This is a genomic window from Duganella sacchari (assembly GCF_900143065.1).
Taxonomy (GTDB): domain Bacteria; phylum Pseudomonadota; class Gammaproteobacteria; order Burkholderiales; family Burkholderiaceae_D; genus Rugamonas; species Rugamonas sacchari.
This window is the reverse complement of sequence record NZ_FRCX01000011.1, coordinates 37,059-57,805: the sequence shown is the minus strand read 5'-3', so window position 1 is coordinate 57,805 and position 20,747 is coordinate 37,059. Positions and strand designations below refer to the sequence as shown.

The 20,747-nt window shown below is 58.6% G+C and carries 24 protein-coding genes; 19 read left to right on the top strand and 5 right to left on the bottom strand.

Going from position 1 to position 20,747, the window contains the following annotated elements; genetic code table 11:
- Window positions 1-77 precede the first annotated feature (77 nt).
- The 3 genes from rpmG to radC form a co-directional block, all read right to left on the bottom strand.
- Window positions 78-245: a 50S ribosomal protein L33 gene (rpmG, locus tag BUA36_RS22525; RefSeq protein ID WP_005665735.1), complete on the bottom strand. Its 168-nt coding sequence runs from the start codon at window positions 243-245 to the stop codon at window positions 78-80.
- A gap of 13 nt (window positions 246-258) precedes the next feature.
- The gene (gene rpmB, locus BUA36_RS22520) at window positions 259-495 is read right to left on the bottom strand and encodes a 50S ribosomal protein L28 (protein ID WP_008451488.1); all 237 of its coding nucleotides are present in this window, start codon (window positions 493-495) and stop codon (window positions 259-261) included.
- A gap of 161 nt (window positions 496-656) precedes the next feature.
- Complete coding sequence (gene radC, locus BUA36_RS22515; protein ID WP_072787653.1) at window positions 657-1,331, bottom strand: RadC family protein; 675 nt, start codon at window positions 1,329-1,331, stop codon at window positions 657-659.
- A gap of 112 nt (window positions 1,332-1,443) precedes the next feature.
- Here radC and BUA36_RS22510 point away from each other — a divergent pair, with 112 nt between their 5' ends.
- The 6 genes from BUA36_RS22510 to BUA36_RS22485 all read left to right on the top strand — a co-directional run bounded on the left by BUA36_RS22510 (window position 1,444) and on the right by BUA36_RS22485 (window position 6,780).
- Window positions 1,444-1,896: an FKBP-type peptidyl-prolyl cis-trans isomerase gene (locus tag BUA36_RS22510; RefSeq protein ID WP_072787650.1), complete on the top strand. Its 453-nt coding sequence runs from the start codon at window positions 1,444-1,446 to the stop codon at window positions 1,894-1,896.
- A 7-nt stretch (window positions 1,897-1,903) separates the two neighbouring features.
- On the top strand, window positions 1,904-2,866 hold the full coding sequence (gene ispH / locus BUA36_RS22505; RefSeq protein ID WP_072787648.1) for a 4-hydroxy-3-methylbut-2-enyl diphosphate reductase: 963 nt from the start codon (window positions 1,904-1,906) through the stop codon (window positions 2,864-2,866).
- A 248-nt stretch (window positions 2,867-3,114) separates the two neighbouring features.
- Entirely contained in the window at window positions 3,115-4,044 is a 930-nt protein-coding gene (locus BUA36_RS22500; protein ID WP_072787646.1) for a branched-chain amino acid ABC transporter permease, read from the top strand.
- 12 nt (window positions 4,045-4,056) lie between these two features.
- Window positions 4,057-5,274 (top strand): ABC transporter permease subunit, encoded by a 1,218-nt coding sequence (locus tag BUA36_RS22495; RefSeq protein ID WP_072787644.1) that lies wholly within the window; start codon window positions 4,057-4,059, stop codon window positions 5,272-5,274.
- Window positions 5,275-5,287: 13 nt separating this feature from the next.
- Entirely contained in the window at window positions 5,288-6,058 is a 771-nt protein-coding gene (locus tag BUA36_RS22490; protein WP_072787642.1) for an ABC transporter ATP-binding protein, read from the top strand.
- Window positions 6,058-6,780: an ABC transporter ATP-binding protein gene (locus BUA36_RS22485; protein WP_072787640.1), complete on the top strand. Its 723-nt coding sequence runs from the start codon at window positions 6,058-6,060 to the stop codon at window positions 6,778-6,780. The genes BUA36_RS22490 and BUA36_RS22485 overlap by 1 nt, the downstream gene beginning before the upstream one ends.
- A 188-nt stretch (window positions 6,781-6,968) precedes the next feature.
- Here BUA36_RS22485 and BUA36_RS22480 read toward each other — a convergent pair whose 3' ends face one another.
- Window positions 6,969-7,529: a phasin family protein gene (locus BUA36_RS22480; RefSeq protein WP_072787638.1), complete on the bottom strand. Its 561-nt coding sequence runs from the start codon at window positions 7,527-7,529 to the stop codon at window positions 6,969-6,971.
- Window positions 7,530-7,863: 334 nt separating this feature from the next.
- On the opposite strand from BUA36_RS22480, the gene BUA36_RS22475 reads away from it, so the two are divergent.
- From BUA36_RS22475 to pbpG, 3 genes are all read left to right on the top strand, one after another.
- A complete protein-coding gene (locus BUA36_RS22475) occupies window positions 7,864-8,766 on the top strand; it encodes a DMT family transporter (RefSeq protein WP_072787636.1) in 903 nt (300 codons plus the stop codon).
- Window positions 8,767-8,780: 14 nt separating this feature from the next.
- Complete coding sequence (locus BUA36_RS22470) at window positions 8,781-9,476, top strand: nitroreductase (RefSeq protein WP_072787633.1); 696 nt, start codon at window positions 8,781-8,783, stop codon at window positions 9,474-9,476.
- 130 nt (window positions 9,477-9,606) lie between these two features.
- The gene (gene pbpG / locus BUA36_RS22465; RefSeq protein ID WP_072787631.1) at window positions 9,607-10,674 is read left to right on the top strand and encodes a D-alanyl-D-alanine endopeptidase; all 1,068 of its coding nucleotides are present in this window, start codon (window positions 9,607-9,609) and stop codon (window positions 10,672-10,674) included.
- Here the strand turns inward: pbpG and BUA36_RS22460 are convergent.
- Window positions 10,656-11,435 carry an IclR family transcriptional regulator gene (locus tag BUA36_RS22460; RefSeq protein ID WP_072787630.1) on the bottom strand — a complete coding sequence of 260 codons (780 nt, stop codon included), beginning with the start codon at window positions 11,433-11,435 and terminating at the stop codon, window positions 10,656-10,658. The two genes, pbpG and BUA36_RS22460, sit on opposite strands and share 19 nt — an antisense overlap.
- A 104-nt stretch (window positions 11,436-11,539) precedes the next feature.
- Between BUA36_RS22460 and BUA36_RS22455 the strand changes: the two genes are divergently transcribed.
- The 10 genes from BUA36_RS22455 (at window position 11,540) to BUA36_RS22410 (ending at window position 20,676) form a co-directional block, all read left to right on the top strand.
- Complete coding sequence (locus BUA36_RS22455) at window positions 11,540-11,923, top strand: diacylglycerol kinase (RefSeq protein WP_072787892.1); 384 nt, start codon at window positions 11,540-11,542, stop codon at window positions 11,921-11,923.
- An 88-nt stretch (window positions 11,924-12,011) separates the two neighbouring features.
- Window positions 12,012-13,016, top strand: a complete 1,005-nt coding sequence (locus BUA36_RS22450; protein WP_072787629.1) for a sulfate ABC transporter substrate-binding protein — start codon at window positions 12,012-12,014, stop codon at window positions 13,014-13,016.
- A 6-nt stretch (window positions 13,017-13,022) separates the two neighbouring features.
- A complete protein-coding gene (locus BUA36_RS22445; RefSeq protein ID WP_072787627.1) occupies window positions 13,023-13,577 on the top strand; it encodes an RBBP9/YdeN family alpha/beta hydrolase in 555 nt (184 codons plus the stop codon).
- A 25-nt stretch (window positions 13,578-13,602) separates the two neighbouring features.
- Window positions 13,603-14,241, top strand: coding sequence for a peroxiredoxin (locus BUA36_RS22440; RefSeq protein ID WP_072787624.1), 639 nt, complete (start codon window positions 13,603-13,605; stop codon window positions 14,239-14,241).
- Between the two features lie 72 nt (window positions 14,242-14,313).
- Window positions 14,314-15,090: a sulfite exporter TauE/SafE family protein gene (locus BUA36_RS22435; RefSeq protein ID WP_072787622.1), complete on the top strand. Its 777-nt coding sequence runs from the start codon at window positions 14,314-14,316 to the stop codon at window positions 15,088-15,090.
- Between the two features lie 95 nt (window positions 15,091-15,185).
- Complete coding sequence (gene cysT, locus BUA36_RS22430; RefSeq protein WP_084560297.1) at window positions 15,186-16,061, top strand: sulfate ABC transporter permease subunit CysT; 876 nt, start codon at window positions 15,186-15,188, stop codon at window positions 16,059-16,061.
- A gap of 1 nt (window position 16,062) precedes the next feature.
- Window positions 16,063-16,953 (top strand): sulfate ABC transporter permease subunit CysW, encoded by an 891-nt coding sequence (gene cysW / locus BUA36_RS22425; RefSeq protein WP_072787620.1) that lies wholly within the window; start codon window positions 16,063-16,065, stop codon window positions 16,951-16,953.
- Between the two features lie 4 nt (window positions 16,954-16,957).
- Window positions 16,958-18,028 carry a sulfate/molybdate ABC transporter ATP-binding protein gene (locus BUA36_RS22420; RefSeq protein ID WP_072787618.1) on the top strand — a complete coding sequence of 357 codons (1,071 nt, stop codon included), beginning with the start codon at window positions 16,958-16,960 and terminating at the stop codon, window positions 18,026-18,028.
- Window positions 18,025-18,957: a CysB family HTH-type transcriptional regulator gene (locus BUA36_RS22415; protein ID WP_072787616.1), complete on the top strand. Its 933-nt coding sequence runs from the start codon at window positions 18,025-18,027 to the stop codon at window positions 18,955-18,957. Before BUA36_RS22420 ends, BUA36_RS22415 begins: the two co-directional genes overlap by 4 nt.
- A 117-nt stretch (window positions 18,958-19,074) precedes the next feature.
- On the top strand, window positions 19,075-20,676 hold the full coding sequence (locus BUA36_RS22410; RefSeq protein WP_072787614.1) for a methyl-accepting chemotaxis protein: 1,602 nt from the start codon (window positions 19,075-19,077) through the stop codon (window positions 20,674-20,676).
- Window positions 20,677-20,747 lie beyond the last annotated feature (71 nt).

Genomic DNA, 20,747 nt, shown 5'->3' with positions numbered 1-20,747 from the left:
ATGACGGACCTGACCCCGGAGTTGGGGTAATAAAAAAGCCACTCGGAGAGTGGCTTTTTCGGAGAAGCGAAGAGCAATTACTTGATCTTGGTTTCTTTGTAGATCACGTGCTTGCGTGCTTTAGGATCAAACTTGGTGATCTCCATTTTAGCAGGCATCGTGCGCTTGTTTTTGGTGGTGGTGTAGAAGTGACCCGTACCTGCGGTCGATTCCAGTTTGATTTTGTCGCGGCCAGTTTTCGCCATGATAGCTCCCTATTTAGACTTTTTCGCCACGGGCGCGCATGTCGGCCAGAACGGCATCGATGCCGACCTTGTCGATTACACGCAGACCAGCGTTGGACAGACGCAGGGAAACCCAGCGGTTTTCAGATTCAACAAAAATACGACGGTTCTGCAGGTTAGGCAGGAAACGACGTTTGGTTTTGTTGTTTGCGTGGGAAACATTGTTGCCGACCATCGGCTTCTTCCCAGTTACTTGGCAAACACGTGCCATAACGCACTCCTTAAAAGACATTCCAAAATTGGAAAAACAAGAGTATATCCAAAAAAATCAGCTTTTTCAATCACTTACGAAAAACAATTGTGTCTTTAATCTATGAATAAATTTAACAATTGTGAATTCGTTCGTAAACCCTTGAGCGCATAGGGGTAAACCTAGAGCTGACCATGCTCGGCAAACGAGTGCACTTGATGCCCGGCGACCACAAAATGGTCGAGGATGCGGATGTCCACCAAGGCCAGCGCCTGCATCAGTGCCCGTGTCAGCAACAGGTCGGATTCGCTGGGATCGGGCGTGCCGGACGGGTGGTTGTGGGCCAGCATCACGCTGGCGGCGTTGCGGGCCAGCGCTTCCTTGACCACTTCGCGCGGGTAGACCGAGGTGTGCGTGAGCGTGCCGCGAAACATTTCCTTGGCGTCGATCAGGCGGTTTTTCACGTCCAGAAACAAGACGTGGAAGGATTCGAAGGACTTGGCGGCAAAGGTGACGCGCAGATAGTCTTTGACCGCGTGCGGCGAACTGAGCGTGGTGCCGGCCTTGATTTCCTCGAGGATGGCCCGGCGCGCCAGTTCCATCACGGCCTGCAACTGGGTGAACTTGGCCGGTCCCAGCCCTTTGACGGCGCTGAATTCTTCCAGGCTGGCGCCAAACAGCTGCTGCAGGGAGCCGAAACGGTGCATCATCTCTTGCCCCAGCTGCACGGCATCCTTGCCGTAGACGCCGGTACGCAGGAAAATGGCCAGCAGTTCGGCGTCGGAGAGCGCCTGTGCGCCTTCGCGTATCAAGCGCTCGCGCGGACGTTTTTCTTGCGGCCAGTCGATGATGCGCATGATGATTCTCCTTAAAACGTCCCTCACTTTGCATCAGCGGCGACGAGAGAAGGCGAGGAGGATCAAAGGTGGCTTACAATATGGCCTTTGTCAGTTCAACGAAGCTTAAGTCATGTCTAACGAGCAACCTGTCGTCACCGCGTCGTCCTACCTTACCCTGAACTATCGTCTGGCCTCGCTGGATGGCGCCGATATTGTCACCACTTTTGCCACCACGCCGGCCACGCTGCTGATGGGCCAGGGCCAGCTGGCGCCGGTGCTGGAAGCGCTGCTGATCGGCTTGCCGGAAGGCACGCACAAGACGTTTGAGCTGGAGCCGGGTGTCGGCTTCGGTCCGCGCAACCCGGAGCTGATCCGCGAAGTCAGCCGCGCCACGCTGGACGCCAATTCGGCGCCCGATGCCGATTACAAGATCGGTGATCTGGTCGACTTCGCCGCGCCGGGCGGTGGCCGCTTTGCCGGCATCTTGCGCGAACTGGGCCAGGAAACCTGCTTATTTGACTTTAACCACCCGCTGGCCGGCCAGCCGTTGAAGTTTGAAGTCCAACTGATCTCGGTGCTGTGAGGAACGCATGAGCGATAAAGAACTCCTGTTGGCCCAGCCGCGCGGCTTCTGCGCCGGCGTTGACCGCGCGATTGAAATTGTCGAACGCGCACTGCAGCAGTTTGGCGCGCCGATTTATGTGCGCCATGAAATCGTCCACAACGCCTACGTGGTGGCGGACCTGCGCGCCAAGGGCGCTGTCTTTATCGAAGATCTGAGCGAAGTGCCGGCCGGCCAGACGCTGGTGTTCTCGGCGCACGGCGTGTCCAAGGCGGTACGCGCGGAGGCGGATGCGCGCGGTTTCAGCATCTTTGACGCCACTTGCCCGCTGGTCACCAAGGTGCACGTGGAAGTGGCCAAGATGCGCAAGCAGGGCTGCGAGATCGTCATGATCGGTCACGACGGCCACCCGGAAGTGGAAGGCACCATGGGCCAGACCGACGAGGGCATGTATCTGGTGGAAACCGTGGAAGACGTGGAAAAGCTGCAAGTCACCAAGCCGGACCAGCTGGCGTATGTGTCGCAGACCACGTTGTCGGTGGACGACACGGCTGACATCATTGACGCGCTCAAGCGCAAGTTCCCGGCCATCATCGAACCGAAAAAGGGTGACATCTGCTACGCCACCACCAACCGCCAGGAAGCCGTGAAGTTCATGGCGCCGCAAGTGGAGGTGGTGATAGTGGTGGGCAGCCCGAACAGTTCGAATTCCAACCGCCTGCGCGAAGTGGCGGAGAAGAAAGGCACGCCGGCCTACATGGTGGACAACGCCACGCAGATCAATCCGGCCTGGCTGGACGGCAAGCTGCGCGTGGGCGTGACGGCCGGTGCGTCGGCGCCGGAAGTGCTGGTGCAGGCCGTCATCGACCGCTTGAAGGCCTTGGGCGTGCGCAGCGTGCGTCCGCTGGAAGGCGTGGAAGAGAATGTCACGTTCCCGTTGCCGAAAGGTCTGGACGGACAAAAAGTTGCACCAGTGGAGGGCGCTGCCTAAACCTGTTACCCGCGAAGCGGAATATAATTCACCTTCGCGGGCGTTATTCCACGATTAGTTTTTCGGAAATCTCGCTATTATTTGCTTCGCTCTAAAAAGTTGTCGTTTCGGCTTATAAAACCGGGATGGCGGAGACACCGATCAGGCATGAAACTTGCATCGTGAACGTGTAGTCAACGGCGGCACTACGGGGACACCCGGGTGCCGTTTTTGTTACATGGACGCATAACAATAGGTAAAGGCAAAGCATGGATACTTTTATCCAACAAATCATTAACGGGCTGGTGCTGGGCAGCATGTATGCACTGGTCGCGCTGGGCTACACCATGGTGTACGGCGTGCTGAATCTGATTAACTTCGCTCACGGCGATGTGCTCATGATCGGCGCGATGACGGGCCTGACCATTCTTAACCTGCTGAATCAGCATGCGCCGGATTTACCCGGCTACATCAAGCTGGCGATTGCGATTGGTGGCGCGATTCCTGTTTGCATGATCGTGAATGTGATTATCGAGCGTGTCGCCTACCGCAGCCTGCGCAATGCGCCGCGTCTGGCGCCGCTGATTACCGCGATTGGCGTATCGACCTTGCTGAACACCTTTGCCATGATGATCTGGGGCCGCAACCCGCTGCCTTTCCCGCAACTGCTGCCATCTGATCCTATCTCCATCGGTGGTGCGCTGATCTCCCCAACTCAAATTCTGTTGCTGGCGCTGGCGCTGGTGTCGATGGCCGGCCTGGTGCTGCTGGTGGAAAAGACCCGCATGGGCCGCGCGATGCGCGCCACGGCGGAAAATCCGCGCGTTGCCGGTCTGATGGGCGTGGATTCGAACAAGGTCATCATCGCCACGTTTGCGCTCGGCGCGGCGCTGGCGGCGGTGGCTGGCGTGATGTGGGGCGCCAACTATGCGTCGATCCAGTTCTCGATGGGCTTCCTGCCGGGCCTCAAGGCGTTCTGCGCGGCGGTGCTGGGCGGCATCGGCAATATTTATGGCGCCATGCTGGGTGGCATCGTGCTGGGAGTGATTGAGAGCCTGGGCGCGGGCTATATCGGCGACCTGACGGGCGGCTTCCTGGGCAGCCACTATCAGGACATCTTTGCGTTTGTGGTGCTGATCCTGGTGCTGACGGTACGGCCGTCCGGCATCATGGGCGAGCGCGTGGCAGACCGTGCGTAAGGAGGCGACATCATGGCGATTCTGAGTTTTGACACCTCCCGCGAGCCGCGCAAGGCTTACACCAGCATGGCGCTGTTGCTGGCGCTGCTGCTGATCTTCCCGTTCGCGGCTTCACAGTTTGGCAATTCGTGGGTCCGCATCGCCGATATGGCGCTGCTGTACATCATGCTGGCGCTGGGACTGAATATTGTGGTGGGCTTCGCCGGCCTGCTGGACCTGGGCTATATCGCGTTTTATGCAGTGGGCGCGTATCTGGCCGGCCTGCTGTCCTCGCCGCAGTTTGCGACCTTGCTGGAATCGGTCATCAACCAGTATCCAGTGCTGGGCGACTCGCTGATTGCGCTGCTGGGGCCGGAAATTCAGCAAAACGGCATCCACCTGTCGGTGTGGCTGATTGTGCCGCTGGCGGCGGCGCTGGCGGCGTTCTTCGGTGCGCTGCTGGGGGCGCCGACGCTGAAGTTGCGCGGCGATTACCTGGCCATCGTGACGCTGGGCTTCGGCGAGATCATCCGTATCTTCATGAACAATCTGAACGAGCCGATCAACTTCACCAACGGTCCGCAAGGCATCAATATGATCGACCCGATCAAGGTGTTTGGCGTGAATCTGGCCGGCGAAGCGGGTTCGCGCGCCACCGTGTTCATCGGTGGCTACGGCATGCCGTCGGTGAATGCCTACTACTTCCTGTTCCTGATCTTGTGCATTGCCGTGGTGTTTGTGACCTCGCGCCTGCAGCATTCGCGTCTGGGCCGCGCCTGGGTGGCAATCCGTGAAGACGAGATCGCTGCCAAGGCCATGGGCATCAATACCCGCAACGTCAAACTGCTGGCCTTCTCGATGGGCGCCTCGTTTGGCGGTGTCGCTGGCGCTATGTTTGCTTCGTTCCAGGGCTTTGTGTCGCCGGAGTCGTTCTCGCTGACCGAGTCGATTGCGGTGCTGGCGATGGTGGTGCTGGGCGGCATAGGCCACATTCCTGGCGTCATCATGGGCGGTGCGCTGCTGGCGGCCCTGCCGGAAGTGCTGCGTCACGTGGTGGAACCGCTGCAGGAAAAACTGTTCGGCCACGTGCTGATCGAGGCGGAGGTGCTGCGCCAGCTGCTGTACGGCCTGGCCATGGTGCTCATCATGCTGAACCGGCCGGCTGGTCTGTGGCCCGCGCCCAAGCATGAAGATCGCCCGGATGGCGATTCCGACACCAAGAATCAATCGTCCGGCGTGATCGCGGCTTGAGGAAGAGACAACAATGACTGAACAGGTAATTCTCCATATCGCTGGCGTCAACAAGCGTTTCGGCGGCCTGCAGGCGCTGACGGATGTTGGCATCAAGATCATGAAAGGCCAGATTTATGGCCTGATCGGGCCCAACGGCGCCGGCAAAACCACTTTCTTTAACGTGATTACCGGCCTGTACCAGCCGGACACTGGCACTTTCGAGCTGGCCGGCAAGCCGTATTCGCCGTCGGCGCCGCATGCGGTGGCCAAGGCCGGCATTGCCCGTACCTTCCAGAATATCCGCCTGTTTGGCGAGATGACGGCGCTGGAAAACGTCATGGTGGGGCGGCATGTGCGCTCGAAGCAGGGTGTGTTTGGCGCGATTTTCCGCCACAAGGCGGCGCGTGACGAAGAGGCGTCGATCCGCCAGCGTGCGCAGGAACTGCTGGATTTTGTCGGGATTGGCCAGTTTGCGAATCGCACGTCCAAATTCCTGTCCTACGGCGATCAACGCCGTCTGGAAATTGCGCGCGCCTTGGCGACCGATCCGCAACTGCTGGCATTGGACGAACCGGCTGCCGGTATGAATGCCACCGAGAAACTCGCGCTGCGTGAGTTGTTGGTCAAGATCAAGCAGCAGGGCAAGACCGTGTTGTTAATTGAACACGACGTCAAGATGATGATGGGCCTGTGCGACCGGCTGATGGTACTGGAATATGGCAAGCCGATTGCCGAAGGCTTGCCCGCTGAAATACAAAGTAATCAGGCAGTGATTGACGCCTACCTCGGAGGATCGCACTAATGAGCGACAACGTTCTAAAAGTATCGGGACTGAAAGTCGCATACGGCGGCATCAAGGCCGTCAAAGGTATCGATCTGGAGGTAAACAAGGGCGAGTTAATCGCGCTGATTGGCGCCAATGGTGCCGGTAAAACCACAACGCTGAAAGCCATTACCGGTACTTTGCCGCCATGTAAAGTCGAAGGCACAATTACTTATCAAGGCGAACATTTAAAAGGCACTAAATCTTTTCATCTGGTGGAAAAGAAATTGGCGATGGTGCCGGAAGGTCGTGGCGTATTTACCCGCATGACCATCCATGAAAACCTGATGATGGGTGCTTATACCCGTAATGATAAAGCCGGGGTGGAAGCAGATATTGCGAAATGGTTCGATGTATTTCCACGTTTGAAAGAGCGCGCACAACAATTGGCAGGAACTTTATCCGGCGGTGAACAGCAAATGCTGGCCATGGCGCGTGCATTAATGTGCCACCCTAAATTGCTGTTATTGGATGAGCCGTCGATGGGTTTATCGCCTATCATGGTGGAAAAGATTTTCGAGGTTATTCGTAATGTCTCGAAAGAGGGAATTACGATTCTGCTGGTTGAGCAGAATGCGAAACTCGCATTGCAGGCAGCCCACCGAGGTTATGTCATGGACTCCGGCAATATCACCATGAGTGGCGATGCCTGGGACATGCTGGACGACCCGCGCGTCAAAGCTGCCTACCTCGGCGAATAATTCCGTCTCGCCTATGAAGAAGCCGCCATGTGCGGCTTTTTTATTGTCTGCACCATGCTAAAAATTGGCACGTATAAGCCGGTTTCTGGCGTGAGAAGGGCAGGTGGTACAAATAAAAAAAAGCCCCGGCATGACCGGGGCTTTTTAATCAGTTAATCCGGCACCCTACCGTGCCGGATTAAATCGATTTATTTCTTGACTGGAGCAGCTTTGGCGGCAGCAGCGGAGAATTGATTTACTGCGGCGCTCAGATTGTTTTCCAGCGATTCAACTGCTTGCTTAGCAGTTTTGGTGAATTGCTCGTAGCCGGCGTTTGCATTGCCGATTGCCGATTTAAACAGGGCAACAGCGTTTTCCGAACCGGCCGGTGCGTTTTTGCTGACTTCTTCAACCAGCGAAATAACTTTGCGGTTGGTTTCTGCGATTTGGGTTTCAGCAGCTTTGCTGAATTCTGCGCCGGTGCTGGTGGCGATGGTTGCCAGGTGGCGGCCATAAGCGATGGTTTTTTCAGCGCTAGGTTGTGCTTGAGCAGCAGCCAGCGAGAAGAATTCTTGTGGATCTTTAGCCGACAGCAATTGCTTGGTGGTGGCCGACGATTCTTCCAGCGATGCTTTGGCGGCGGTCAGGTTCAGATCAACGAATTTCTCTACACCTTCAAAGGCTTTATTGGTCAGCGTCGAGAAAATAGCGAATTGGGCTTCGAAATTAGCTTTGGTCGCATTCGAGAATTGCTCAGGAATCGAAAACATTTAGTTCTCCAGGAAAAATAGTCATTGAGGAATACTGCCAGTCTCTACCGTCGGTGAGAAACAGCCAAACTACGTTTCAGACCGAACAACGAATTGTGCATCGCAACAAACCCGATTTTACGGCCTTCAGAAATTAAGTCAAGCGATTTTTTGTGCATTGCATCAAAGCACCATTTGTTCAGCTGCCAGAAATATTTCAAGGTAGAACTATTGCCAAAAAGTGAGCAAATTAGCGGGCTGCCCATGGGAAACGACGTGCCGTGTTAGACTCAAACCCTCCTGAGTCAGCGTAGAAAGTCAGCGCTGATCGCCTTTTAGATCACAAGCCGCATTCATGCCCGATACGCCTCACACCGTGCCGACCGCCCGGCACGCCAGCTTTTTGTGGCCGTTACCGTTGTTTTTTGTGCTGTTGTGGAGCAGCGGCTTCATCGTGGCGAAGTTCGGCCTGCCTTATGCGCCGCCGCTGACGTTCCTGCTGCTGCGCTTTCTGGGCGTGCTGGTCTTGCTGGTTCCGGCCGTACTGCTGCTGAAAGCGCCTTGGCCGCGTGGCAAGATTGGCCATATTGCATTTGCCGGGTTGCTGGTGCAAGCCGGTTATCTGATCGGTGTCTGGTGCGCGATCAAACAGGGCATGCCGGCTGGTTTGTCGGCGCTGATCGTTGGCATGCAGCCGATTCTGACGGCGTTTGCCGCGCCCTTGATTGGCGAGAAAGTGCGTCCCCGCCAGTGGTTGGGCTTGTTGTTTGGCATAGGCGGCGTGGCGCTGGTGGTTGCTGCCAAGATTCAATTGCTTGGTTTGTCGGCCGTTGCCATTTTGTTGTGCGTGGGTGCACTGCTTTCCATCACGGCCGGCACGCTGTACCAGAAACACCATTGCCCGCAATTCGACCTGCGCGTCGGTACGGTCATACAGTTCACTGCATCATTGCTGCTGGTGTTGCCGCTGGCCGTGATTTTCGACGGGCTGGGCCCGGATTTTGCTGCGGTGCATTGGACGCCGCGCTTTATTGGTGCGTTGCTGTGGTCGGTACTGGGCTTGTCGATAGGCGCCATCTTCCTGCTGTTTGCACTGATACGCCGCAATGACGCCACGCAAGTCAGCAGCCTGATGTATCTGACGCCGCCGACCACCGCCATCATGGCCTGGCTGATGTTTGGCGAGGCTTTTAATGTCCTCGGCATTGCTGGTATGGTGCTGGCTGTGGCCGGCGTGATTTTCGTGGTCAAAAAATAAAGAAGCGAGACAGCATGATTTCTACCCCTCAACAGCAGGCCGTTGACGATGCAATTACCTCCCGCCGCTCCCTGCGCGCTTTTTTGCCGACGCCGGTCGCGCACGAAGACATAGTGCAGATTTTGCAAGTTGCCGGCCGCGCGCCATCCGGTACCAACACGCAGCCATGGAAAGTGTATGTGCTGCAAGGTGAGCGCAAGCAGCAGTTGTCTTCGGCCATTCTGGCCGCACATAACAATCCAGAACTGGCGAAACAGCACACGGAAGAATATGCCTACTATCCGCAGGAGTGGGTCTCGCCGTATATCGACCGGCGCCGCAAGGTCGGCTGGGATTTATATGCACTGCTGGGCCTGACGCGCGACAACAAAGCTGGCATGGCTGCCCAACATGGCCGCAATTATGAATTTTTCGGTGCTCCGGTAGGTCTGATCTTTACCATCGACCGCATCATGGAGCAGGGCTCCTGGCTGGACTACGGCATGTTTTTGCAGAACATCATGGTAGCGGCGCGTGCGCGCGGACTGGACACGTGCCCGCAAGCCGCGTTCACGCAATATCACCGCATTATCAGCGATCAACTGGCGTTGCCGGACAAGGAAACGGTGGTGTGCGGCATGGCGCTTGGCGTTGCAGATATGACCAAGGTTGAGAATTCTTTGATCACGGAACGTATGCGCGTCGAGGAATTTGTTAAATTTGTTGATTAGAACTAGCTTGTTTTTTCCTATATTGCGGCGCTACAACCATTGGGGCCGTGAAGGTTAAATTTGCTTGCGCTCGCTCTGTGTTTTGCTACACTGCAACCGTGATTGCTTGAATTCTTTTTTGGGGATACGAATGGTTAAACTCGCATTAAGCGCGCTCATTTCGCTGATGTTTGCATCTGCTGCCATCGCTGCACCGGCAACGGACGCCAGCGGCGCCGCGCCCAAAAAAACGCATGTGAAAAAGAAACGCCAGGTGGTACGCATCGCTGCGGCTGACGCCGGCGACCGCGTGGTCAAGCGCGTGATCAAGGTCAACGGCAAGCGCAAGGTGGTGTACCAGCGCGTGATCGCTGCCGCGCCGCCGGTGCCGACCATGGGCGATCTGGCGGGCCTGAGCAGCACCCACGATCCGCTGGACCTGAAATCCAACGTGGCGCTGGTGCTGGACCAGGCCAATTCGGAAGTGCTGTTTGAAAAGAATTCCAACATCGCCTTGCCGATCGCTTCGATCACCAAGATGATGACCGGCCTGATCGTGGTGGAAGCCCGGCAGGACATGGACGAAATTCTCACCGTCACCGATGAGGACGTGGACCGCGAGAAGTTCAGCAGCTCGCGCCTGAAAGTCGGCACCCAGATGACGCGCGCCAATATGCTGCACATCGCGCTGATGAGCTCGGAAAACCGTGCGGCCTCGGCACTGGGCCGCAACTATCCGGGCGGCCGCGCGGCTTTTGTGGACGCCATGAATGCCAAAGCCCGCGAGCTGGGCATGACGGACACCCACTATGTCGATTCCAATGGCCTGTCGAAAATGAATGTGGCCAGCGCGCGCGATCTGGCCAAGCTGGCGATGGCGGCGTATCAGCAGCCGATGCTGCGCCAGTTCTCCACCGACCCGAAAGCCATCGTGGAAACCAGCAATGGCCGTCCGATGGCGTTTGGCACCACCAACCATCTCGTGGCCAGCCCGGACTGGGCCATCGGTTTGCAGAAAACCGGCTTCATCAACGAAGCCGGGCGCTGCCTGATGATGCAGGCGGTGATTGAAGGCCGCTCGGTGATCATGGTGTTCCTGGATTCCAAGGGCAAGCAATCGCGTACGGCCGATGCCGGCCGCATGCGCAAATGGCTGGAAGCGCTGCGCCCGGCCAGCCTGGGCGGCAGCACCAGCCCAACTTACTCGGCAGGCATGTAACCCAGCGTGGCGGAGATCTGGCGTGCGGTAATGACCAGATCTTCCATCCATTCTTCCTGCAGACGGTCGGCCGGCGCCGAGATCGACAGCCCGGCAATCAGCTTGCCGCTGTCGTCGTAGATGCCGGCGGCCATGCAGCGCACCCCCAGTTCCAGCTCCTCATTGTCGCGCGAGTAGCCGCGCGACTTCACCAGGCTGAGTTCACGCTCCAGCTTGCCCAGATCCGTAATCGAATTCTTGTTGTGGCCCGCCAGGCCGGTACGGGTGGCGTAGGCGCGGATGGCTTTCGGCTCATCGGCTGACAGGAACAGCTTGCCGGTGGAGGTCAGGTGCAGTGGCGCCCGGCCGCCAATCGCGCGCACCACCTGCATGCCCGAGCGTTCCGAGAACGCGCGGTCGATGTAGACGATCTCGTCGCCCTGGCGTACCGACAGGTTGATGGTCTGCTGGGTTTTTTTGTGCAGTGCACGCATGAAGTCCAGCGCGGCCTCGCGCACGGACAGGCGGCTCTTGACCACATTGCCCAATTCCAGCAGGCGCATGCCGAGCCGGTAGGTGCCCGGTTCAACGCGGTCGACAAAGCGGGTGACCACCATGTCATTCAAAATTCGATGGGCGGTAGATGGGTGTAGCCCCGAAACCTTGGACAATTCCTTGAGGCTCACAGGATCTGGATACTTGGCCAAAGCATCGAGCAGCGCCACCATGCGCTCGATCACCTGGATGGTAGTCTTTTGCTCGGGAACGGGTTCGATTTTCATGATGTGGTTTGTGCGATGCGGTAATCGATACCAAACTTTATACCATAATGTGGAAAAAAACGAAAATGCTGCATAATTGCGGCATTCTTATTTTTTTCTACATCATGGATCCAGTCAGCGAGTTCAAAAGCAAGAGCGGCCTCAAACGGATTTATCAGGCATTTTGGTATTCGCTTGACGGCTTCCGTTCGGCCTGGCGGCATGAACACGCGTTCCGCCAGGAGGTCAGCGTATTTGTCGTGGGCGCCATCATTGCGCTGATCCTACGGATTTCAGCGTTTGAAAAGCTGGTGCTGATCGGCGTGCTGCTGCTGATCCTGATCGTGGAACTGATTAATTCCTCGATTGAAGCGGTGGTGGACCGGGTGTCGCTGGAACGCCACCCTTTGTCCAAAAACGCCAAGGATTTCGGTAGCGCAGCCGTGTTGCTGACCTGCTTGCTGGCGATCGCCACCTGGGCGGTGGTGCTGTACAACCGCTTCTTATGATTTTCTTGTATATGGAATCAATTAAATCTTAGTTCTCATTTATAAGGGACGGCAGTAATCTGGAGACCTTCACTACTAGGGGAATCCAATGCTGTCCAAAAAAATCATTGCTGCTGCTGTTCTCGCTGTCTCCGCTGTTGCACCTGCTTTGGCTGCGGAGATTTCGCTGCTGAACGTCTCCTATGATCCAACCCGCGAGCTGTACCAGGACGTGAACGTTGCGTTCGCCAAAGAGTGGAAAACCAAGACGGGCGACACCGTCAAAATCAAACAATCGCACGGCGGTTCGGGCAAGCAAGGCCGCGCAGTCATCGATGGCCTGGAAGCGGACGTCGTCTCGCTGGCGCTGGCTTATGACATCGACGCCATTGCCGAACATAAGCTGCTATCGCCAGACTGGCAGAAGAAGCTGCCGCACAACAGCACGCCCTACACCTCGACCATCGTATTCCTGGTCCGCAAGGGCAACCCTAAAAGCATCAAGGACTGGAACGATCTGGTAAAGCCAGGCGTGTCGGTGATTACCCCAAATCCGAAGACCTCCGGCGGCGCCCGCTGGAACCACCTGGCGGCCTACGGCTATGCGCTGCGTCAGCCAGGCGGCAGCGAAGCCTCGGCAAAAGACTTCCTGAGCAAGCTGTACAAAAACGTGCCAGTGCTGGATTCCGGCGCCCGCGGCGCCACCACCACCTTCGTTGAGCGTGGCATCGGCGACGTGCTGATCGCCTGGGAAAACGAAGCGCTGTTGGCGATCAAGGAACTGGGTCCGACCAAGTTTGACATCGTCGCCCCGTCGGTCTCGATCCTGGCCGAACCGCCAGTGGCCGTGGTGGACAAGGTGGTCGACAAGCGCGGCACCCGTAAAGTGTCGGAGGCTTATCTGAATTTCCTGTACACCGATGAAGCGCAGGACATCATCGCCAAGAACTACTACCGTCCAGCCACGGAAAAGGCGTCGAAGAAATACGCCGCGCAATTCCCGAACGTGAAACTGTTCACGCTGGCACAAGTGGCAGGCGACTGGACCAAGGCGCAGAAGACCCACTTCGCCGACGGTGGCCTGTTCGACCAGATCTACCAGCCTAACAAGTAATCCATCATGGCCAGCGTCTTTGCCGAGTTTCGCGTGCTGATTGCGCCCGGTCTGCATAACAGCGGACCGGACCACTGGCAAAGCCGCTGGCAGCGCCTGTTCCCCGCGTTCGAGCGGGTGCAGCAGGATGATTGGGAGGTGCCCGATCTGGCGCGCTGGTCGGCACGTGTCGATGCGCTGCGCCAGCGCGATACGCGGCCCACGCTGATCGTCGGCCACAGCTTTGGCGCACTGGCGACGGTGCACAGTCTGGCGCGCGATCCGGTTGGCGTCGCGGGCGTGCTGCTGGTAGCGCCGGCCGATCCCGATAAATTCAACGTCGCAGCGCAGCTGCCGCAGCAGGCTTTACCTGTGCCTTCCATCATGGTGGGCAGTACCAATGATCCGTGGATGGCGGCGCCGCGCGCGGCGCAGTGGGCGCGGCGCTGGGATAGCCGCTTCATCAATGGCGGACCGCTGGGCCATATCAATGCGGAGTCCGGCCTCGGCGATTGGCCTGAAGGTCTGGAAACCTTGTACTTTTTAGCAGAGCAAGCGCACAATGGTGTCTTGTCCGCTTGACCCTTTCCCATTGGAGAACATAACTATGACTATTCGCCTGGGCGATACCGCGCCTGACTTTGAACAAGATTCCTCGATTGGCAAACTGAAGTTCCATGAATGGGCTGGCAATTCGTGGGTAGTGCTGTTCTCGCACCCGGCAGACTTCACGCCAGTCTGCACCACCGAACTGGGCCTGACTGCAAAGCTGAAACCGGAATTCGACAAGCGCAATGTGAAAGCGATCGCGCTGTCGGTCGATCCGGCCGAGTCGCACACCGCGTGGATCAAGGATATCGAAGAGACCCAGAACACCGTGGTTGGCTTCCCGATCATCGCCGATGCCGACCGCAAAGTCGCGACGCTGTACGACATGATTCACCCGGAAGCATCGGCCACCGCCACCGTGCGTACGCTGTTCGTGATCGACCCGAACAAGAAGGTTCGCCTGAGCATCACCTATCCAATGAGCACCGGCCGTAACTTCGACGAAGTGCTGCGCGTGATCGATGCGCTGCAACTGACTGATGGCTACACGGTTGCCACCCCGGGCAACTGGAAGGACGGCGATGACGTCATCATCCCGCTGACCGTGCAAGATCCAGAAGTATTGAAACAGAAGTATCCAAAAGGCTTTAGCGCACCACGTCCTTACCTGCGCGTTACCCCGCAGCCGAACAAATAAGCTTATAAGTTTTCCGTTGTTTGGATATATCCTCGAAGTAGGTACCCTGCGGGCCTACTTTGGGGAAATTCTATGGATGTGCACTTTGTTGCATCGGGATTTGCAGTTGGCCTGCTGGTCGGCATGACCGGCGTTGGCGGCGGTTCGCTGATGACCCCGCTGCTAACTTTGCTGTTTGGCGTAACGCCGGCGGTTGCGGTCGGCACCGATCTCGCTTTCGCCTCGCTGACCAAGGGTGTCGGCACCTTCACCCACAAAATGCGTGGCACGGTCCACTGGGACATCGTGCGCCGTCTCTGCATCGGCGCGCTGCCGGCCGCGCTGCTGGCCTCCGTCGCCCTCAAACACTTTGGCACACTGAACAAGGAAATGGGACAGATCATCCGCTACATGATCGCCACCTCCGTGTTATTGACCGTCATTGCCCTGTTGTTTAAACGCACAATGCTGGCCTGGATTACCGCCCATCCGGAGCGTCAGTTGCAGGGCGCTGCCTTGCGCAATGCCACCATTTTGAGCGGCGCCGTGCTCGGCATCCTGGTGACGATTTCCTCGATCGGCGCGGGCGCGATTGGCGCTACGCTGCTGGTGATGCTGTATCCGCGCCTGTCGGCCGCCGAAGTGGCCGGTACCGACATCGCCTACGCCGTACCGCTGACAGCGATTGCCGCTGTCGGTCACTGGTGGCTGGGCTCGATCAACTGGACGCTGTTGCTGACCTTGCTGATCGGTTCCTTGCCCGGCATTACGCTAGGCTCCTATGCCGCGCGTGCGGTGCCGGAAGGGCTGCTGCGCGGCTTGCTGGCGGTGACCCTGGTGGCCGTGGCCGCCAAGCTCGTATATAGCTGAATGATCTAATCAAATGACTATTGCTTCGTTTGTATTATGAAGCATAGATGAGAATATGCAGCCCTTATAGAAGGTTTTGTAATAAGGGAGCAACCATGTCTGCAGTTCTCGCAGTGCCCGCCGCCACGCCGCCCGTGGCCAAGCGAGGCGCCCCGTTCCGCGTCATGCCGGGTTTCCGGCTATCGCTGGGATTCACGATTTTTTACCTGACGCTGATCGTCCTGATCCCGCTGTCGGCCATCTTCCTGAAGAGCGCCACCATGAGCTGGGAGGCGTTCTGGAACACGGTCACTTCGGCGCGCGTGATTGCTTCCTACAAATTGACGTTCGGCGCTTCGCTGATCGGCGCCTTCATCAACGTGATTTTTGGCGGCATCGTGGCGTGGGTGCTGGTGCGCTATGAGTTTCCTGGCAAACGGATTGTGGATGCGCTGGTGGACCTGCCATTCGCGCTGCCAACCGCTGTGGCCGGCATTACGCTGACCGCGCTGTATTCCGCCAACGGCTGGCTGGGCCGCTATATCGAAGGCGTGGCCGGCATCAAGGTTGCGTTCACGCCGCTGGGTGTGGTGATTGCACTGACCTTCATCGGCCTGCCGTTCGTGGTGCGTACCGTGCAACCAGTGCTGGAAGATGCGGAGCGCGAACTGGAAGAGGCCGCCGCAAGCCTGGGCGCCAATGCCTGGCAGACCTTCAGCCGCGTCGTGTTCCCGACCATCCTGCCGTCGCTGATGACCGGCTTTGCGCTGGCCTTTGCGCGCGCCACCGGCGAATACGGTTCGGTGATTTTCATTGCCGGCAATATGCCGATGGTGTCCGAGATTACACCGCTGTTCATCATCACCAAACTGGAGCAGTACGACTACGCCGGCGCGACCGCGATTGCGGTGGTGATGCTGGTGGTGTCGTTCCTGCTGCTGTTGACCATCAATCTGTTGCAAGCCTGGGCTCGCGGAAAGTCGGGGAAATAAAATGAGTGGAGCACCAACTACACCCGTGCGGCGCGGCGAGCTGCCGTCGGCGCCGGAGATTCTGGAACCACGCTGGGTGCGCGGCATCCTGATCACCATTGCGCTGCTGTTCCTGACGCTCTTCCTGTTTGTGCCGCTGGTAGCGGTGTTTGTCGAGGCGCTCAAAAAAGGCTGGGACGCGTATGCCGCCGCCATCATTGAAGACGACGCCATCTCGGCCATCAAGCTGACGCTGATTACCGCAGCGATTGCCGTGCCGCTCAACCTGGTGTTTGGCGTGGCGGCCTCGTGGGCCATCGCCAAGTTTGAATTCCGTGGCAAGAGCATCCTGCTGACCCTGATCGACCTGCCGTTCTCGGTGTCGCCGGTGATCTCGGGCCTGATCTATGTGCTGCTGTTTGGCGCGCAAGGTTGGTTCGGTCCGTGGCTGCAGGAGCACGACATCAAGATCCTGTTTGCGGTGCCGGGCATCGTGCTGGCCACCATCTTTGTCACGTTTCCGTTTGTGGCGCGCGAGCTGATCCCGCTGATGCAGGCGCAAGGCAGCGAAGAAGAAGAGGCTGCCATCGTGCTGGGCGCATCGGGCTGGGACACCTTCCGCCGCGTCACGCTGCCCAATATCAAATGGGGCCTGCTGTATGGCGTGATCCTGTGTAATGCCCGTGCCATGGGCGAGTTTGGCGCGGTGTCGGTGGTGTCCGGCCACATCCGTGGCGAGACCAACACCATGCCGCTGCAAGTAGAGATTCTGTACAACGAATACAACTTTGCCGCCGCCTTTGCCGTGGCGTCCCTGCTGGCGCTGCTGGCCCTGGTGACGCTGGTTGTGAAATCCTTTATCGCCTGGCGCCTGAACGAATCCATCGCCGACGACGTGCGCACTTCGGAGTAATACCATGACGATTGCAGTTAACAACATCAACAAGCGTTTCGGCGATTTCGTCGCCCTCAATAACGTGTCGCTGGACTTCCCGCAAGGCGAGCTGACCGCGCTGCTCGGCCCGTCCGGCTGCGGCAAGACCACGCTGCTGCGCTGTATCGCCGGCCTCGAGCATCCAGATTCGGGCCAGGTGCTGCTGGATGGCGAGGATGCGTCCCGACGTCATGTGCGCGAGCGCCAGGTCGGCTTCGTGTTCCAGCACTATGCGCTGTTCAAGCACATGACGGTGTTTGAAAACGTCGCGTTCGGCCTGCGCGTGAAACCGCGCGGCGAGCGTCCGTCGGAAGACCAGATCCGCCGCAAAGTGAAAGAGCTGTTGGAGCTGGTGCAGCTGGACTGGCTGGCGGACCGCTATCCGCCGCAGCTGTCGGGCGGCCAGCGTCAGCGGATTGCACTGGCGCGTGCACTGGCGGTGGAACCGCGTGTGCTGTTGCTGGACGAACCGTTCGGCGCGCTGGACGCCAAGGTGCGCAAGGAACTGCGCCGCTGGCTGCGCCGCCTGCACGACGAACTGCACGTAACCTCCATCTTCGTCACCCACGACCAGGAAGAAGCGCTGGAAGTGGCCGACCAGGTGGTGCTCATGAACAAAGGCAATGTCGAGCAGATCGGCGCACCGGACGAGGTCTACAACCACCCGGCCTCGCCGTTTGTCTACGGCTTCCTGGGCAACGTCAATATGTTCCATGGCCGCGTGCAGGATGGCGTGCTGGCCAGTGGCGACGCCAGCTTTACCGTGCCGGGCGAACCGGGCGCGGCAGGCAAGGGCATCGCCTATGTGCGTCCGCATGAGCTGGAGGTAGACCGCTACACGCCGGGCGCGGAAGGCATCGTGGTCAAGCTGCGCCGCGCGCATGCGATCGGTCCGCTGGCCCAGCTGGACCTGGAACGCGGCGACAACGCCGAACTGATCGAAGCAGTTATCCCTAATGAGCGCTTCAGCACGCTCGGCCTCAAGGAAGGCGAGACGCTGGTAGTGCGACCAAAACGTCTGCGCGTGTTCGTGGATGGAGGAGCCTCTCAATGAATTTTCAACAGCTGCGGTCCATCCGCGAAGCCGCCCGTCGTGGCTACAACCTGACGGAAGTGGCGAATGCCTTGTTCACCTCACAGCCTGGCGTGTCGCGCCAGATCCGCGAACTCGAAGACGAACTGGGCGTCGTGATTTTCGAACGTAATGGCAAGCGCCTGACCGGCATGACCGAGCCAGGCAAAGGCATCCTGAAAATCATCGACCGTCTGCTGATCGAAGCCGAGAACCTGCAGCAGGCCAGCCTGGAATACACGGGCCAGCAAAGCGGCACGCTGAGCGTGGCTGCCACGCACACGCAGGCGCGCTATGCGCTGCCGAAAGTGGTGCAGAGCTTCCGCAGCGCGTATCCCGATGTGCGTATCGCCTTGCAGCAGAGCGCGCCGGAACATATCGCCGAATGGATCTTGTCGGGCAAGACTGACATCGGTATTGCCACTGAGGGCCTGTCGCAGTTCCCGGACCTGGTGTCCTTCCCTTGTTACCGCTGGAGCCATCTGATTGTGGTGCCCGACGGCCATCCGCTGCTGAGCCGGTCGCCGATCAAGCTGGAAGACCTGGCCGAGTTCCCGCTGATTACCTATGACGTCGGCTTTACGGGCCGTGGCCACATTGACGCGGCGTTCGAACAGGCTGGCGTCAAGCCGGACATCGTGCTGACCGCCATGGATTCGGATGTCATCAAACAGTATGTATCGCTGGGCCTGGGTGTGGGTATTGTCGCCTCGATGGCGTTTGACCATGGTCGCGACAAAGGCATGCGTGCAGTGGAAGCGTCGCACCTGTTCGCGCAGAACACTACGCGCCTGGCCGTGCGCAAGGGCGCCTATCTGCGTGCCTACGCCTACCACTTCATCCAGCAATTTGCGCCGGACCTGAGCCGGGCCGACATCGACGCCGCCCTCAACGGCGGGGAACTCTCGTAATTGCCTGCCGCCGCCACCTGAGTGTGGCGGCGGCAGAACAGTTCTCAAATTTTCCCAAATTTCCGTAATGGAATGACCCTATACTGATTCCCTGCATCCAACTCCGGGAGCACTGAAATGGGTATCGGTAATTGGAAAATCGGCTACCGTCTGGCGGCTGGTCTGGGCGTTGCCATCATCTTCATGGTCGGCATTTCTGTTGTCGGAATAGGCAATCTTGGCAAGTTGAATAACAACACCAAGGATCTCGCCACGGATAAAGTACCCAAGGTCATCCTCGCTTACGAAACGATAGGCGGGCTCAACGACATTGCCCGCGCGATGCGCAACGCCATGCTGTCCACCGATCCGGCGGTGGTCAAGGCCGAGCTGGAGCGCGTGGACAAGCGCAAGGTGGAAAACGCCGAACGGCTCGACAAGCTGGGCAAGCTGATCGCCGACGATAACGACCCGCAAAGCAAGGCCAAGCTGCAAGCCGTGCTGGAGGCGCGCGAAAAATATCTGGTCGTGCAAAACGCCTTCATCAAAATGTCGCCCGACGAAAGCAAGCGCGACGAATCCGTCAAATATCTGCTGACCACTGTGCGCAAGGAACAGACCGCGTACCTGAATGCCTTGACCGACATGGTCAAGTTCCAGACTGCGGCCATCGAGGAAGCGAGTAGCGTTGCCGAGCAGGCTTATTCGAGTTCGCGCATGACCATGGTCCTGCTGACCGTGGCGGCAGCGGCGCTGGCGGCGTGGGTGCTGTACTGGATCACGCGCAGCATCACGCAGCCGCTGAACCGGGCGGTCGATATGGCGCAGGCGGTGGCGGGCGGCGACCTCACCATGCGCGTGGAGTGCAACACCACGGATGAAACCGGCCAGCTGTTGCGCGCGCTCATCGACATGAATGACAGCCTGGCGCGCACGGTGGGTCAGGTGCGCTCGGGTACGGACACGATTGCCACGGCGTCGAACCAGATCGCTACCGGCAATCTGGATCTGTCGTCGCGTACCGAGCAGCAGGCGTCCAGCCTGGAAGAGACGGCATCCTCGATGGAGGAACTGACTTCCACCGTGTCGCAGAACGCAGAGAATGCGCGGCAGGCAACCAAGCTGGTGGTGGCCGCCAGCGACTACGCTACCAAGGGCGGGCAAGTGGTGGGCGAAGTGGTCAGCACCATGGGCGCGATCAAGGAAAGCTCCAACAAGATTGTCGATATCATCAGCGTGATTGACAGCATTGCGTTCCAGACCAATATCCTGGCGCTCAATGCGGCAGTGGAGGCGGCGCGTGCGGGCGAGCAGGGGCGGGGCTTTGCCGTGGTGGCGTCGGAGGTGCGCACGCTGGCGCAGCGTTCGGCCTCGGCCGCCAAGGAAATCAAGGAGCTGATTGGGCGTTCGGTGGAGACAGTGAATACCGGCGCAGCATTGGTGGATCAGGCCGGGACAACGATGCAGAGCATCGTGCAGTCGGTGCAGCAGGTCGCGGAAATCATGAACCAGATCAGCGCGGCCAGCAGCGAGCAGAGTACCGGGATTGAGCAGGTCAATCAGGCGATTGTGTCGATTGACGACGTGACCCAGCAGAACGCGGCGCTGGTGGAAGAAGCGGCCGCCGCCGCGCAAAGCATGCGCGACCAGGCGGACTTGCTGGCGCAGGCGGTGAGTGTATTCAAGCTGGCGGGCAACCCGCCGCCAGCAAGAACACTGCGCCAGCTGACGGCTGCGTAAGCGCCAGCCTTGAACCCGGCACATCAGGGTCTGACCCCGTACGGGGGCGGACCCTTGCATACCGCTGTGCG